At 68.4% G+C, this 14124-nt stretch carries 9 protein-coding genes and 1 pseudogene; 4 read left to right on the top strand and 6 right to left on the bottom strand.

The window, feature by feature from the left end; genetic code table 11:
• Positions 1 to 233: 233 nt before the first annotated feature.
• Genes dhbA through FAZ11_RS23490 form a run of 4 tightly spaced genes read right to left on the bottom strand, consistent with a single transcriptional unit; the run spans position 234 to position 4678 of the window.
• The gene (dhbA, locus tag FAZ11_RS23505) at positions 234 to 989 is read right to left on the bottom strand and encodes a 2,3-dihydro-2,3-dihydroxybenzoate dehydrogenase (protein WP_058772012.1); all 756 of its coding nucleotides are present in this window, start codon (positions 987 to 989) and stop codon (positions 234 to 236) included.
• Between the two features lie 10 nt (positions 990 to 999).
• Positions 1000 to 1860: an isochorismatase gene (locus FAZ11_RS23500; RefSeq protein WP_058772011.1), complete on the bottom strand. Its 861-nt coding sequence runs from the start codon at positions 1858 to 1860 to the stop codon at positions 1000 to 1002.
• An 8-nt stretch (positions 1861 to 1868) separates the two neighbouring features.
• Complete coding sequence (locus tag FAZ11_RS23495) at positions 1869 to 3494, bottom strand: (2,3-dihydroxybenzoyl)adenylate synthase (RefSeq protein ID WP_058772010.1); 1626 nt, start codon at positions 3492 to 3494, stop codon at positions 1869 to 1871.
• A complete protein-coding gene (locus tag FAZ11_RS23490; protein WP_058772009.1) occupies positions 3491 to 4678 on the bottom strand; it encodes an isochorismate synthase in 1188 nt (395 codons plus the stop codon). Before FAZ11_RS23490 ends, FAZ11_RS23495 begins: the two co-directional genes overlap by 4 nt.
• 278 nt (positions 4679 to 4956) lie before the next feature.
• Between FAZ11_RS23490 and fepB the strand changes: the two genes are divergently transcribed.
• Positions 4957 to 6030, top strand: coding sequence for a Fe2+-enterobactin ABC transporter substrate-binding protein (fepB, locus tag FAZ11_RS23485; RefSeq protein WP_081319948.1), 1074 nt, complete (start codon positions 4957 to 4959; stop codon positions 6028 to 6030).
• Here fepB and entS read toward each other — a convergent pair whose 3' ends face one another.
• Positions 6031 to 7260, bottom strand: a complete 1230-nt coding sequence (gene entS / locus FAZ11_RS23480; RefSeq protein WP_058772008.1) for an enterobactin transporter EntS — start codon at positions 7258 to 7260, stop codon at positions 6031 to 6033. It abuts the gene before it with no gap.
• 126 nt (positions 7261 to 7386) lie between these two features.
• Here entS and fepD point away from each other — a divergent pair, with 126 nt between their 5' ends.
• The 3 genes and pseudogenes from fepD to FAZ11_RS23465 form a co-directional block, all read left to right on the top strand.
• Entirely contained in the window at positions 7387 to 8382 is a 996-nt protein-coding gene (gene fepD / locus FAZ11_RS23475; protein WP_058772007.1) for a Fe(3+)-siderophore ABC transporter permease, read from the top strand.
• A complete protein-coding gene (gene fepG, locus FAZ11_RS23470) occupies positions 8379 to 9377 on the top strand; it encodes an iron-enterobactin ABC transporter permease (protein WP_058772006.1) in 999 nt (332 codons plus the stop codon). The genes fepD and fepG overlap by 4 nt, the downstream gene beginning before the upstream one ends.
• 77 nt (positions 9378 to 9454) lie before the next feature.
• Positions 9455 to 10180, top strand: a pseudogene (locus FAZ11_RS23465) (ATP-binding cassette domain-containing protein); the annotation flags it as partial.
• On the opposite strand, the gene FAZ11_RS23460 reads toward FAZ11_RS23465, so the two are convergent.
• Positions 10177 to 14115: an enterobactin synthase subunit F gene (locus tag FAZ11_RS23460; RefSeq protein ID WP_058772004.1), complete on the bottom strand. Its 3939-nt coding sequence runs from the start codon at positions 14113 to 14115 to the stop codon at positions 10177 to 10179. The pseudogene FAZ11_RS23465 and the gene FAZ11_RS23460 overlap by 4 nt on opposite strands.
• Positions 14116 to 14124 lie beyond the last annotated feature (9 nt).

The following is a 14124-nucleotide window of genomic DNA, read 5'->3' as shown; positions in this document are numbered from 1 at the left end:
GATACCATTCAGGATGTGGAGAAAGGGAGCCGGCAGGCACATTCTACGAAACAGCATCGAGTGCTCAGGTTGGGTAGGTGCTCAGCCGGCTCCGGGTAATGAGGTAGCTAATCTCATTACCCAGGAGAGATACAAGGTTGGGTTGAGACAGCTCTATCGTCGAAGCCCAACAGCCGGAGTCGAACCCGCCGCGTTGGGCTTCGCTGGCGCTCAACCCAACCTACGAAAAACCCTCAGGCCGCCAGGGTCGCGCCGCCGTCCACCACGATGTCCTGCATGGTGATATGACTGGCCAGGTCCGAGGCCAGGAACAGGACGGTGTTGGCGATCTCGTCGGGCTGGGCGATCTTGCGCAGCGGGATGCCCAGCTTGAAGTCGTCCGGCAGACCGTCCACCAGGCGCTGGTAGCCCTCGGGCGAGCCGAGCATGCCGGCCAGCATGGGGGTCGCCGTCGATCCGGGCGAGACCACGTTGCAACGCACACCCGAGCCCGCCAGCTCCAGGGCCACACAGTGGCTCAGGGACACCAGCGCCGCCTTGGAGGTGCAGTAACCGGCCATCTGCAGCCGCGGCACATGGGCAGCATTGGAGGCGATGTTGACGATGGCGCCGCGGCCCTGGGCCTTGAACAGCGGTACCAGTTGGCGGAACAGGTAGAAGGGCCCGGAGACGTTGACGTCCAGCAGCGCCTGCCAGTCGTCCAGACTCAGGCTGTCGCTGGTGCCCAGGCGCAAGACGCCGGCGCCGTTGACCAACACGTCCAGGCGGCGCTCTTCCGCCAGCAGGGCCTGGCAAACTTCCTCCACCTGGGCCGCATCGGCGACATCCAACAATTGGGTGCGGAAGGGATAGCTACTCTCGGCGAATTGCCGGTCGAGGCCGATCACCTCGGCGCCCGCTTCCTGGAAGCGCCGCGCCACCTGCAGGCCGATGCCCTGCCCCGCGCCGGTCACCCAGACGCGCTTGCCGGTGAAATCCAATTGCGTCATCAGAGGCTCCCTAGGCGCGAGCGCGCAGCAGATCCAGCCAGCCCTGCAGGGTCGGCTGGGCGGCGAGATCGGCGAAGGTCACCGGTAGGCCACGTTTTTGCCATTCGCCCACCAGGGTCATGACCTGTACCGAATCCAGGCCGAAGTCGGTGAGATTGTCGTCCAGCGCCGGCTCTTCGTCGTCGGCGTCCAGCAGCGGCTGGACCTGGGCACGCAGCCAGGCTTCGTCCAGGGCTACCGCGCCGCCGGTGACCTGGGCGGTGCTGAGGGTGCTGCCGCAGCGGGTGGCCACGTAGCGCAGCGCCATGCGGTGCTCTTCTTCGCTGAAGTCGGCCACGGCGTCGCCGATCAGGAAGGCCTGGATATCCCTCATGAAGGCGTCGGTGCAGGTGGTCAGGCAACCGATGTGGGCGTAGACGCCGCAGACGATCAACTGGTCGCGACGCCACTCGGTCATCAGATCCTGCAGGTTGGAACGGTGGAAGGCGCTGTAACGCCACTTGGTCAGCACCACGTCGTCAGCCTTGGGCGCCAGCTCGTCCACCACCTGCTGCAGGGCGGGATCGGCCTGGGTCAGGCCCGGCCCCCACATGTCGTTGAGCAGCGCGCGATCGGCCGGCGGCTGGTCGGTGGGCTGGGCGGTGTAGACCACCGGCACGCCCTGAGCATCGGCCCAGGCGCGCAGGGCGGCGATGTTGGCCACCACCTGGGCGATCAGCGGACTGCTGTCGCCATAGAACTCGACGAAGTAGCGCTGCATGTCGTGGATCAGCAGCACGGCGCGATCAGCCACGGGTTTCCAGGCGACCTTGTTGGCGGGAAAGCCCTCGGGCTGGGGCAAGGGATAGGAGGCGAGACGGGGGATAGCCATGGGAAACCTTAGGAACGCTCGGTTGAGGGGGTCTGCAGCTGCTCGCGCAGGCGACGCTTGTCGATCTTGCCGACAGCGGTGAGCGGCAGCTGGTCGAGGAATTGGAAGCGGTCGGGCAGCTTGTAGTCGGCCACGCCCTGCTCGCGCAGATAGTGGCGCAGGGCCACCGGCTTGAGCGCCGGATCGCTGACCACCAGGCAGGCACAGCTCTTCTCGCCCATCAGCTCATCGGCGATGGCCACCAGGGCCGCATGGGTGATGCCGGGGTGGCGCAGCAGCAGGCCTTCGATCTCGGCGGCGGCGATCTTCTCGCCCCCGCGGTTGATCTGGTCCTTCACCCGGCCGACCACCTTGAGGTAGCCGGCGGCGTCGCGCTGGACCACGTCGCCGGAGAAGTAGAAGCCCTCGGCATCGAACACCTGGGCGTTGTGCTCGGGGCTGCGGTAGTAGCCGCGGAAGGTGTAAGGGCCGCGGGTGGACAGCAGGCCGGGTTCGCCATCGGGGACCGGGTTGCCGTCCTCATCGGTGATGCGCACCTCATCGTCCGGACTCATGGGGCAACCCTGGGTGGTGAAGATGCGCTCGGAGTCGTCATTCAGCCGGGTGTAGTTGACCAGCCCCTCGGCCATGCCGAACACCTGCTGCAACTGGCAACCCAGTTCACTGGGCACACGACGGGCCTGGGCCTCGGCGAAGCTGGCACCGCCCACCTGTACCATCCGCAGGCTGGCGAGTTTGGCGCGCTGCTCCGGCGCGGCTGCCGCCTGTAGCCAGAGCGCCACCGCTGGCGGCACCAGGGCTACCCAGTCCACCTGGTGCTGCTCGATCAGCGCGAAGCAGCGCAGCGGTTCGGGATCCCGCGCCATGACCACGCAGCCACCGGCGATGAAGACGCCCAGGGCGCCGGGCGAGCTGAGGGTGTAGTTGTGCCCCGCCGGCAGGGCGCAGAGAAAGCGCGTGGCTGGACTCAGCTGGCAGATTTCCACGCTGCGTCTGAGGCTGTAGTAGTAGTCGTTGTGGGTACGCGGGATCAGCTTGGGGGTACCGGTGCTGCCGCCGGAGAGCTGGAAGAAGGCGACTTCGCCACCGGCGGTGGGCGTCAGTTGATAGCCTTCGCGCGGGGTATCCAGCCGCTGCTGCAGGCTGCGCGCATCAGCTGCGCCATCCAGCAGTACTTCGCTAAGGCCCGGCACGACGTCACGCAGCTCGGCGAGGAAGTTGTCGTCGCGGAACAGGTTGTGCTCGGTGGAGGCGATCAGCAGCCTGGGCTGGATCTGTTTTGCATAGGCCAGCAGCTCCAGCTTCTGGTGGCTGAACAGCGCATTGACCGGGGCGATGCCGGCCTTGAGCAGCGCGAAGAACACCACATAGAACTCGGCCACGTTGGGCAGCTGTACCAATGCCGTGTCGTGACGGCGCAGCCCGGCGGCCTGCAGGTGGGCGGCCAGGCGACTGGAGCGTTCGTCCAGCTCGGCGTAGCTCAATTGGCGCTCGCCGCAGAGGATCGCCGGGGCCTCGGGCAAGGCCGCGCGGCTGCGAGCCAGGATCTCGGTCATCGGCAGATCGAGCCAGTAGCCGAGGGCGCGATAGCGGGCCGCCAGCTCTTCCGGCCAGGGGGTGAATTCCAGACTCACGCGGGGTTCTCCTCGTCGAGCAAACCACAGGCGGCACGCATGGTACCCAGTTTGGCGGTGACCTCGGCCCACTCCGCGGCCGGATCGGAGGCCTCGACGATGCCGGCACCGGCGAACAGCCGCAGCAGATCGCCCTGCACCGTGCCGCAGCGGATGGTCACCACCCACTCACCGTTGCCCTGGGCATCGCACCAGCCGACCATGCCGGTGAACAGGCCGCGATCGAAGGGTTCGATGCGCTGGATCAGCTGGCGCGCTGCCGCCGTGGGATAACCACAGACGGCCGGGGTGGGATGCAGGCGGCAGGCGAGTTGCAGCGCCGAGGTGCGGCTATCGGCCAGTTCGCCGTCGATGGCGGTGGACAGGTGCCACATGGCGTTGGTGCTGAGCAGCGAGGGCCCCTCGGGCACGTCCAAGCGGTTGCACAGCGGCGCCAGTTGCTGGCGGATGTCCTCGATCACCAGGCGGTGTTCGTAGTGATCCTTGCTGGAATCCAGCAGTTCGCGGGCGACCCTTTCGTCTTCCTGGGGATCGACGCGGCGCTTGGCCGAACCGGCCAGCGGATTGGTATGGACGCGGGCGCCCTGCTTGCGCACCAGCAACTCGGGACTGACCCCGACCAGCTCGCCGCCGTCGGCGGTGGGGATGCGGAATTGATAGCCGGTGGGATTTTGCCACGCCAGATTGGCGAGGATGGTCTCCACGTCGGCAGGCTCGGCCAGGCGGATCTCCTGGATGCGCGACAGCACCGCCTTGCTCAGCTCGCCACGGCGGAAGGCATCGATGGCCTCCTCGACCGCCAGGCAGAAGCCCTCGGCGCTGGGCAGATTGCGTACCTCGCGCACCAGGGCGGGCGCGATGGGCGCAGCGGCGACCGGGGCCGGTCGGGCCGCCCAGGCATGCTCCAGCGGCACGTACAGGCAGGAGGCCTTGGTGGTATCGAAAGGGATGGCACCCATGATCACCGGCTCGGCGATACCCGCCTGACGGGCGCGGGCGAAGGCCTGCTCCACGGCGTGCAGGAACAGGCTGTCGCCATGGGCCCCACCGCTGGCGGGTGTTTCGACCCGGGCACAGATGCCGCGTCCATGCAGGACGCGATCACCCGACTGGAACAGGAAGGCTGCCTGTTCCTGACGATCGGCGTCCAACTGCCCGACCGTGCCTGCCCTTTTGCTCGTCATCACTGCCAACCTCTACACGAATGATAATGCTTATCAATAATTTCAAGCTAACTTTTGTGTCTGGAAAAGTCAATTCGTTAGGGACCGAACGGTATCTCTACCGCACCGCCAACCCCTTGAAATCACTGACAGATTTCCACTGAGCGGCCTACTTGATCGTCCGGGCATGACGCCTGCCGGCGCAGAGACGCAGGCTTGAGCGGTTACCCGGAATAGCTTGCTGCCAAGGGAGGCTTCTTTGAAAATGAGAGTGATTATCTTACAACTGGAAGGCGTCCATGTTCAGCTTGTTGTTACCGTTTCGCATTCTCACCGCCTTGGCCATCCTGCTGGCAGTCGGTACCGCCCAGGCGGCGGACTGGCCGCGCGAAATCACCGGTGACGGCGCAGCCGTGACCCTGCCGGCGCCGCCGCAGCGCATCGTCTCCACCAGCGTCACCCTCACCGGCTCCCTGCTCGCCATCGGCGCACCCGTGGTCGCCAGTGGCGCCACCTCGCCCAATAACAGATTCGCCGACGACCAGGGCTTCCTGCGCCAATGGGGGGCAGTGGCCAAGCAGCGGGGGGTGAAGCGGCTGTACATCGGCGAAGCCAATGCCGAGGCCGTGGCCGCCGAGGCGCCGGACCTGATCCTGGTCAGTGCCGCGGGTAACGACTCGGCGCTGCGCCTGGTCGACCAGTTGAAGGCCATCGCCCCGGTGCTGGTGGTGAGCTACGACAACCACAGCTGGCAACAGGTGGTGGAGCTTCTTGGCCAGGCCACCGGGCGCGAGGCCGCGGCGAAGAAGGTGGTCGACGACTTCGCCCAACGCGTGGCCGACCTCAACGGGCGGCTGCAGCTGCCGCCGCAACCGGTCTCCGCCTTCGTCTACAACCCGGCGACGCGCCAGGCCAATCTCTGGACCGCCGCCTCTTCCCAAGGCCAGCTACTGGAAAGCCTGGGCTTCCAGCTGGCAGAGGTGCCGGCCGGTCTGAACACCAGCCACAGCCAGGGCCAGCGCCACGACATCCTCCAGCTGGCCGGCGAGAACGTCGCCACTGGTCTCAACGGCCAGACCTTCCTGCTGTTCGCCGCGGACGCCAAGGAAGCCGAGGCGGTGCGCAGCAATCCACTGCTGGCGCACCTGCCGGCGGTCAAGGACAACCGGGTGGAAGCCCTGGGCGCCGAGACCTTCCGCCTCGATCCCTACAGCGCCAACCTGCTGCTGGACCGGCTGGAAAAGCTGTACGCCAAGCCCCGATCGATCCGAAGCGTGGACAACGGCGCAGCCTTGTCCACCCCTCATCACCCTGAGTCAGTGGAAAACGCTGCGCGGTTTTCCACGCTACGCAAAAACGGCACTACGTTCTGATCAGGCGCCCAGCCGCTCCGCCCGGCGCAGACCAGTGGCCAGCGCCCAGCACAGCGCGGCCACCAGCATGGCGACCAGACCGAAGATCAGCGCGGCGTGAGCCGGCAGCACCAGGCTGGCCAGGCCGCCGAACAGCGCCGCACCGATGGCCTCGCCCCCGATATTCTGCGCGGTCCACAGCGCATTGATGCGCCCCAGCAGCCGATCCGGGGTTAGCCGCTGGATCAGCGCGTACTGCATCAGGGAATTCAGCGCCCCCAGGTAGCCGAACAGCACCAGGCAAGCTGCCGCCAGCCAGAAGCTGGGCAACAGGGCGAAGACCGCCACGGCCAGGAAGGTCGCCACCGCGGTCATCAGCAGGGTCCGCCCCGGTCGGGCCGCCTGGTTCAGCCGGCCGCTGGTCAGGGCACCAAGCGCGGCCCCCAGGGGCGCGGCGGCATAGAGCCAGCCCAGGTGCCCGGTATCCAGGCCCCAGCCCTCCCCCAGTGCCGGATAGAGCACCCGCACCGCATTGGCCATGGTCACCAGGGCACCGACCAGGGCCACGGCGCCAAGCAGCCGGTTCTCGAACAGGAAGGCGAAACCGCCACCGAGCGCCTGCCAGGGCGATTCGCGTGGCTGCTCCGGCGGCGGCAAGGGCGGCAGACGCAAGAGCACCAGCAGGGTGATGAGGGTGCCGAAGGCGGTCAGGCCATAGTTCCAGACCACGCCGCTCTGCGCGATCAGCAGCGTCCCCAGCGGCGGCGCGACGATAGCCGCCAGCCGCACGCTGAGCATGTTGAGGGCGCCGGCCTGCACCATAGATTCCCGCCCGACCAGGATCGGCGTCACCGCCAGCAGCGCGGTCACCCCCAGGGCACCGAAGAAGCCGTCCCACAGCGCCAACAGGTAGATGGCCACTAGCGACGGCTCGGGCAGGCTGGCATTGATGGCCAGGCCGATGAAGCCCAGGCCGCAGATGGAGCGCGCCGCCAGGATCAGCCGGCGGCGTTCCAGGCGGTCGGCCAGCACTCCGCCGGTGAGCAGGCCAACGAACATGCCGATGCCGGCCATGGTGAGGGCCAACCCCACCTTGAGCGGCGAGTCGGTCAGCGCCTGGACCTGGATGGGCACCGCCACGGCCAGCAGCCCGAGGGACAGCACGGAGACCAGGCGGGCGATGAACAGGGTGCGAAAGGCGGGGTGGGACCTGAGCAGGCCGAAGTCGAGCAGGAAGGACGTCTTGGACATGAATCACCGGAAAAACACAGGAGACGCTATCGAGCCGCCGAGGCAAGGCTGTTAGCATGTAATACAGACTAGCATGTGTTAATAAGCCTTGTTCTCATCTACTCCCCTTCTCGCCTGGCGTCGCGGATGATCATGCGCCGCTTCCTCCTTCTCGGCTGCGCCGCTTCGTTACTGCTCCTGGTGATGGCCGCGAGCCTGGCGCTCGGCTCCACCGCCATTCCGCTGTCCGAGGTCTGGCAGGCACTGGGGCAAGGCTGCGGCGATCCCGCCTGCCTCATCGTGCGCGAGGCGCGCTTGCCGCGGACCCTGGCCGGGCTGCTGGCCGGTGCGGCGCTGGGCGTAGCCGGCACCCTGATGCAGGCGCTGACGCGCAACCCCCTGGCCGACCCCGGCATCCTCGGCGTCAATGCCGGTGCCAGCTTCGCCGTGGTGCTGGGTATCGCCCTGTTCGGTGCCAGCGGCCCCGAGCAGTACCTGGGCTATGCCTTCGGCGGCGCCCTGCTGGCCAGCCTGGTGGTGCTGTTGGCCGGCGTCGCCGGTGGCGGCGGTTTCAATCCCATGCGCCTGGTGCTGGTGGGGGTGGCGCTGGGGGCCATGCTCGAAGGCGTCAGCTCCGGCATCGCCCTGCTCGATCCCCAGGTCTACGACCAGCTGAGATTCTGGCAATTCGGCTCCCTGGACGTGCGCCAGCTCGACCTGCTGCGTAGCGCCAGCCTGCCAGTGCTGGGCGGGGTGATCATCGCCCTGCTGCTGGCGCCGGCCTTGAACGCCCTGAGCCTGGGCACCGACCTCGCCGTCGCCCTCGGCACCCGGGTGCGCCAGACCCAGTTGTTCGGCCTGCTGGCCATCACCCTGCTCTGTGGCGCCGCCGCGGCGGCGGTCGGACCCATCGCCTTCGTCGGCCTCATGGTGCCGCACCTGGGTCGTTGGGCCATCGGCGAGGATCATCGCTGGCTGTTGCCTTTCGCCCTGCTGTTCACCCCCAGCCTGCTGCTGACCGCCGACATCGTCGGCCGGCTGCTGGTAACGGGTGAATTGCGCGTCTCGGTGGTGACCGCCTTCCTCGGCGCCCCCCTGCTGATCTGGCTGGCCCGCCGCCAACGCCAGGGAGTCCGCCCATGAGGCGCCCCGACAGCCTGCGCCTGCTCTGGGTGCTGCTGGCCTTGGGCGGCGCCGCCCTGCTGCTGGCGATATTCGCCCTAGGTAGCGGCAGCCTGGCCCTGAGTCCGTCCCAGGTGCTGGCCGCCCTGCTGGGCGAGGCGCCGCGGGGTATCGAGCTGGTGGTTACCCAATGGCGCCTGCCGCGAGTGGCCCTGGCGCTGCTGATCGGCGCCGCTCTGGGGCTCAGTGGCGCGCTGTTCCAGTCATTGCTGCGTAATCCCCTCGGCAGCCCGGACATCATGGGCTTCAATACCGGCGCCTACAGCGGGGTGCTGGTGGCCCTGGTGCTGTTCCAGGCCAGCATCCTCTGGAGCACTACCGCCGCCCTGATCGGCGGCCTGGCCAGCGCCGCCCTGGTCTATGTCCTCACCTGGCGCGGCAGCGGCGTGGATACCCTGAGACTCATCATCGTCGGCATCGGCGTGCGCGCCCTGCTGATGGCTCTCAACACCTGGCTGATCGTCCATGCCTCCCTGGAGGCCGCTTTCAGCGCCGGTCTGTGGAGTGCCGGCTCGCTCAATGGGCTGACCTGGGCCAAGGCCTGGCCGGCGGTGGTCTTCATCCTGCTGGCAGGCGCGGCCAGCCTGGCGCTCAGTCGCCGGCTATTCCTGCTGGAAATGGGCGACGACACTGCCTGCGCTCTGGGCGTGCCGGTGGAACGCACCCGGCTGTCGCTGCTCGGCCTGGGCGTGGTGCTCACCGCCGCCGGTACGGCGGTGGCTGGCCCCATCTCCTTCATCGCCCTGGCCGCACCGCAGATCGCCCGCCGCCTGACCGGCACCCAGCGCCTGGCGCTGCCTGCCGCCGCCCTCACTGGCGCGGTCCTGCTGCTGGGCGCGGATCTCATCGCCCAACGCCTGTTCCTACCCTATGTCCTGCCGGTAGGCCTGGTCACGGTGAGCCTCGGTGGGCTCTACCTGATCGGCCTGCTCATCTGGGAGTCCCGCCGCTCATGAACGACGCCCCCTCCTCGCGCCTGCGCGCCGACCGCCTGACCCTGGGCTATGGCCGCAAATTGATCGCCGAGGACCTCTCGCTGACCATTCCCGACGGCGAGCTGACGGTCATCATCGGCCCCAATGGCTGCGGCAAGTCGACCCTGCTGCGCACCCTGAGCCGGCTGCTGGCGCCCAGCAGTGGCCAGGTCTGGCTGGATGGCCAGGTGATCCAGAGCTATCGCACCAAAGAGGTCGCGCGCCGATTGGGGCTCTTGCCGCAGAGCTCCCAGGCGCCGGGCGATATCTGTGTCCGCGACCTGGTGGCACGCGGGCGCTATCCGCACCAGTCGCTGTTCGGCGGCGTGCGTGCCGATGACGAGCGCGCGGTGACCCAGGCCATGCAGGCCACCGGCGTCTTCGAACTGGCCGACCGCGCGGTGGACACCCTGTCCGGCGGCCAACGCCAGCGGGTATGGATCGCCATGGCCCTGGCCCAGGAGACCCCGCTGCTGCTGCTCGACGAGCCCACCACCTGGCTCGACATCACCCACCAGATCGACCTGCTGGAATTGCTGCAAGACCTCAACCGCCAGCAGGGGCACACCCTGGTCATGGTGCTGCATGACCTCAACCACGCCTGCCGCTACGCCACCCACCTGGTGGCCATGCGCGGCGGTAAGGTGCTGGCCAGCGGCCGCCCACGCGAGGTGGTCACCCCCGAGTTGATCAAGGCGGTCTACGACCTCGACTGCCTGATCATCGACGACCCGGTGGCCAGGACCCCCATGGTGGTGCCCCTGGCGCGGCGTTCGGCTAGCTAGAGCGCCTTTAGCGCCCGATTGAGCACCGGCCCGATCTGCGCCAGTTGGGCTGGAGCGATGATGTCGACGTGGGCGCAATCCACCTCGTGGGCCTGCAGCCGGGTGATCCAGGGCGCCCAGGTGGCCTTGACGTCCATTCCCGCCGGCAGGGTGCGCCGGGCGACGAACATCAGCGCCTCGCCGTCGAAGCGCGCGCTACGCGCGGTAGCCAGCAGCCGTACCGAATCGGCGTAGTTGCCCTCGATGGTGGCGAACAGCTCTGCGCCCTCCCCCAGTGCCGGATCGGCCAGGCCCTGCTGGGCAGCGAGGAAGGCCTCCCGCTCGCGATTCACCTCGGCCAGCACCTCCGGGTCCAGCTCGCGCTGGCCCTCGCGCTCCTGCCAGTTCTGCGTCTCCGGCGGATAGGTGTCGAGCAGGCCGAGGAAGGCGACCGTCTCCCCTGCTGCCTGCAGCCGCGCCGCCAGCCCCTGGGCCAGGGTGCCGCCCAGGGAATAGCCGAGCAGGTGATAGGGCCCGCGGGGCTGTACCTCGCGCAAGGTGCGCAGATGGCGCTGGATGACGGCTTCCAGGTCGACGCCCTGGGCCAGGGGGCCGTCGGGCCGCGGTGACTGGATGCCGAGCAGCGACCAACGCGGATCGAGATGGCGTTGCAGCACGCTGAATTGCCAGGCGAAGCCCGAGGCCGGATGGAAGCAGAACAGCGTCGGTCCTTCGCCCTGACGCAGAGGCAGCAGGGTCTCGAAACCGGCGCGGGTCTCGCGGGCGCCGTCCTGTTCGAGTTGCTGCGCCAGACGCGCCACGCTGGACGCCACCATGATCTGGCCGATGGATACCGGCCGCCCCAGGCGCCGCCGCAGGTTGGCCGCCAGGGTCATGGCCAGCAGCGAATGGCCGCCGAGGGCGAAGAAGTCATCGTCCGCGCCGACGATGGCGCAGCCGAGCACCTCGGAAAAAGCCGCCGCCAATTCGCTTTCCAGCCCCGGTACCAACGGCCGGCTCGCCGCGCGGGTGATGCCCTGAGGTGCCGGCAGCGCCTTGCGATCCAGCTTGCCAGTGGCGCCCAGGGGAAATTCTTCCAGCTCGACCAGGGCCACCGGCACCAGGTGCGGCGGCAGACTTTCGTTCAGGCGGGCGCGCAGGCGTTCCAGGTCCAGAGCGGCACCGGGTTGGGCGATCAGATAGCCCACCAGTTGGCGGCCATCGCCACCGCTGCGGGTGGCCGTCTCGCCCAGCACCCGGGCATGGGTGACCGCCTGGGCGACGCCCGGCAAAGCCAGCAAGGCGTGATCGATCTCCGCCAGTTCGATGCGCTGGCCGCGGATCTTCACCTGGTCGTCGCTACGGCCCAGGTATTCGACGACCCCCTCGGGCAGCCAGCGGGCAACGTCGCCGGTGCGATAGAGCCGCTCGCCCTGGCCGGCAGGCGCGGCGATGAAGCGCGCGGCGGTCAGCTCCGGGCGGCCCAGGTAACCGTCGGCCAGTTGCACCCCACTCAGATAGAGGTCGCCGGCCACGCCCGGTGGCACCGGACGCAGGCGTTCGTCGAGGATGTGCAGCCCGGTGTTCCACACCGGCTTGCCGATGGGCACGCTGCTGCCGCTGACAGCCGCCAGGTCGACGCCGTGGGCCGGATGATAGGAGACGTCCACCGCCGCCTCGGTAGGGCCATAGAGATTGTGCAACGGTGCGCCGACCCGGCGCTCCCAGGTGCGCGCCAGCTCGGTGGGCAGAGCCTCGCCGCTGCAGAACACCTGGCGCAGGCTGGCGCAGCGGGCCACCGCTTCCGGCTCGTCCAGGCTGGCAACGAAGGCCGCCAGCATCGAGGGCACGAAATGCACCGTGGTTACTCGCTCACGGGCGAACAACTCTTGCAGGGCTTCGGGATCGCGGTGGGCCTCGGGCGGCGCGAGATACAGCCGGGCGCCCACCAGCAGCGGCCAGAAGAATTCCCAGACCGAGACATCGAAGCTGCTCGGTGTTTTCTGCAGCACGGTATCGCCAGCGCCGATCGGATAGCTGTCCTGCATCCACAGCAGGCGATTGACGATGGCCGCGTGCCCCACCACCACGCCCTTGGGCCGCCCGGTGGAACCGGAGGTATAGAGCACATAGGCCGGATCGCTGGGGCGCGGTCCCGCGAAGCTTGGCTCTTCCTCCAACCCCGCCAGGGGCGCATCGAGGATCAGCACCTGGTCGTCGCCCAGTCCGGGGAAGCGTCCGCGTTGGCTGGCATCGGTTACCAGCACCCGTGGGCGGGCATCGTCGAGCATCAGCTGCAGGCGTTCGTCGGGATAACCGCTGTCCAAGGGTAGATAGGCCGCGCCCAGCTCCACCGTGGCCAGCAAGGCGAGAGACAGGAATACCGAACGAGGCAACGCCACCGCGACGATGTCGCCGCGCCCTACCCCGGCTGCACTCAGGCGCTGGGCCAGGGCCAGGACCTGCTGGCGCGTTTCCCGATAGCTGAAGGCATGGTGCAGATCGGCCAGCGCCGGCGCCGCGGGCGTCCGCGCCGCTTGCTCGGCCAGCAGCGCGGCCAGGGTGGTGGCGGGCAGAGTGCGCTCGGTGGCATTGATGGCGGCCAGCCAATGCCGGTCAGTGGGCGACAACAGATCGGCTTCGCCCAGGGTGAGCCCAGGCTGCGCGGCGAACTGCTGCGCCAGCAGGCCGAAGCGCTCGGCGTGCCCCTGCAGGAGATCGGCGGCATAGCGCTCGGCATTGCCCAGCAACTTGATGTCCAGGGCACCGCTCGCTTCTAGATAAAGAGCGATTTCCAGATCGCGCACCGGCCCCGAGGCCAGCTCGTGGGTGATACCGGGCACCCCGGCGAAATCCAGGGCGAAATCGAACAGCTTGAGATTGATCACCGGCCCGGTCAGGGGCTCGGCATCGCCTGGCCGACCCAGGTCGCGGGCGATCTGCTCGGCGTCGTAGCGCTGGTGGCGGCGGATCTTCTTGAGCTCGGCGGCGACCGCTGCGGCGAGTTGCGGCAGCGTTCGAGTCGGGTCGGCGTCGATGCCCAATGGCAGGACGTTGAGCGTCGCACCGCCCGACTTGAGCGCCACCGATCCCATACGCCGCATGAAGATGAAACCGGCACTGAAGGCTGGCTGGCCGCTCAGGCGGGCGAACCAGGTAGCACCCAGGGCCACGGCCAGATCGGCCGGCGTCACGCCCTGGGCCTTGCCCTGCTCGGCCAGAGACGCAAACACCCCGGCAGGCACGCGCGCGCGCGCCTCCACCACCCTTGGCGTGGGCGCCTGGCCAGCCAGCCCACCCGGCGCCAGGGAGGCCGCCGGTGGCAGGGCCGCGCCCCGCTCGCGCCAGAAGGCTGCATCGCGCTCGCGAACGGCGGACTGCTGGTAATCCTGGTATTCGCGCACCACCTCGGCGAAGGACACGAAGGGCGAGGCCTCGGCCGTCTCGCCGCGCACCCGGGCGCTGTAGAGCGCGGCGACCCGCTTGGCCAGGGCGGCGAAGCCATAGCCATCGATCAGCAGGTGGTGATAGCGCTGGTACCAATACAGATGGTCCTCGCCCAGCTGAAAGATCTGGTTGAGCCACAGAGGTCCGCCGCTGGTGGCGCGCAGGTCGCCCTCGAGATCAGCGCGGATGGCCGCCCGCGCCGCCGCTTCCGGATCGGCCGCCGTGCGCAGATCCAGCCACTCGGGCGCGGCGATCCCGGCGTCGGTGTCGATCCACTGCACCAACTCGCCCTCGCGCTCGGCGAAGTTGAGCCTCAGGCTGTCCAGCTCACCCAGCCCCTGGACGATGGCCGACACCAGCGCCTCAGCCTGCACAGGTCCGCGCAGCTCGACCAGGTGGGCCACGGCGAAGGCATTGGCATGGGGCGACAGTTGATCGGCCAGCCAGATGCCGGGCTGGGCAGCGACCAGGGGGAGTTCGACAGCGGCGGAACGGGCAGAGAAGGACACGATAACTCC

The organism is Pseudomonas rhizoryzae, assembly GCF_005250615.1.
GTDB classification, from domain to species: Bacteria; Pseudomonadota; Gammaproteobacteria; order Pseudomonadales; family Pseudomonadaceae; genus Chryseomonas; species Chryseomonas rhizoryzae.
Note: the sequence above shows the minus strand (reverse complement) of the source record. Positions and strands in the feature narration are given on the sequence as shown.

Coding starts and splice junctions, on each gene's coding strand:
- fepB (WP_081319948.1), top strand. CDS start 4,957: ATGTTCAGCTTGTTGTTACCGTTTCGCATTCTCACCGCCTTGGCCATC.
- FAZ11_RS23500 (WP_058772011.1), bottom strand. CDS start 1,860: ATGGCTATCCCCCGTCTCGCCTCCTATCCCTTGCCCCAGCCCGAGGGC.
- entS (WP_058772008.1), bottom strand. CDS start 7,260: ATGTCCAAGACGTCCTTCCTGCTCGACTTCGGCCTGCTCAGGTCCCAC.
- FAZ11_RS23490 (WP_058772009.1), bottom strand. CDS start 4,678: ATGACGAGCAAAAGGGCAGGCACGGTCGGGCAGTTGGACGCCGATCGT.
- fepD (WP_058772007.1), top strand. CDS start 7,387: ATGATCATGCGCCGCTTCCTCCTTCTCGGCTGCGCCGCTTCGTTACTG.
- dhbA (WP_058772012.1), bottom strand. CDS start 989: ATGACGCAATTGGATTTCACCGGCAAGCGCGTCTGGGTGACCGGCGCG.
- fepG (WP_058772006.1), top strand. CDS start 8,379: ATGAGGCGCCCCGACAGCCTGCGCCTGCTCTGGGTGCTGCTGGCCTTG.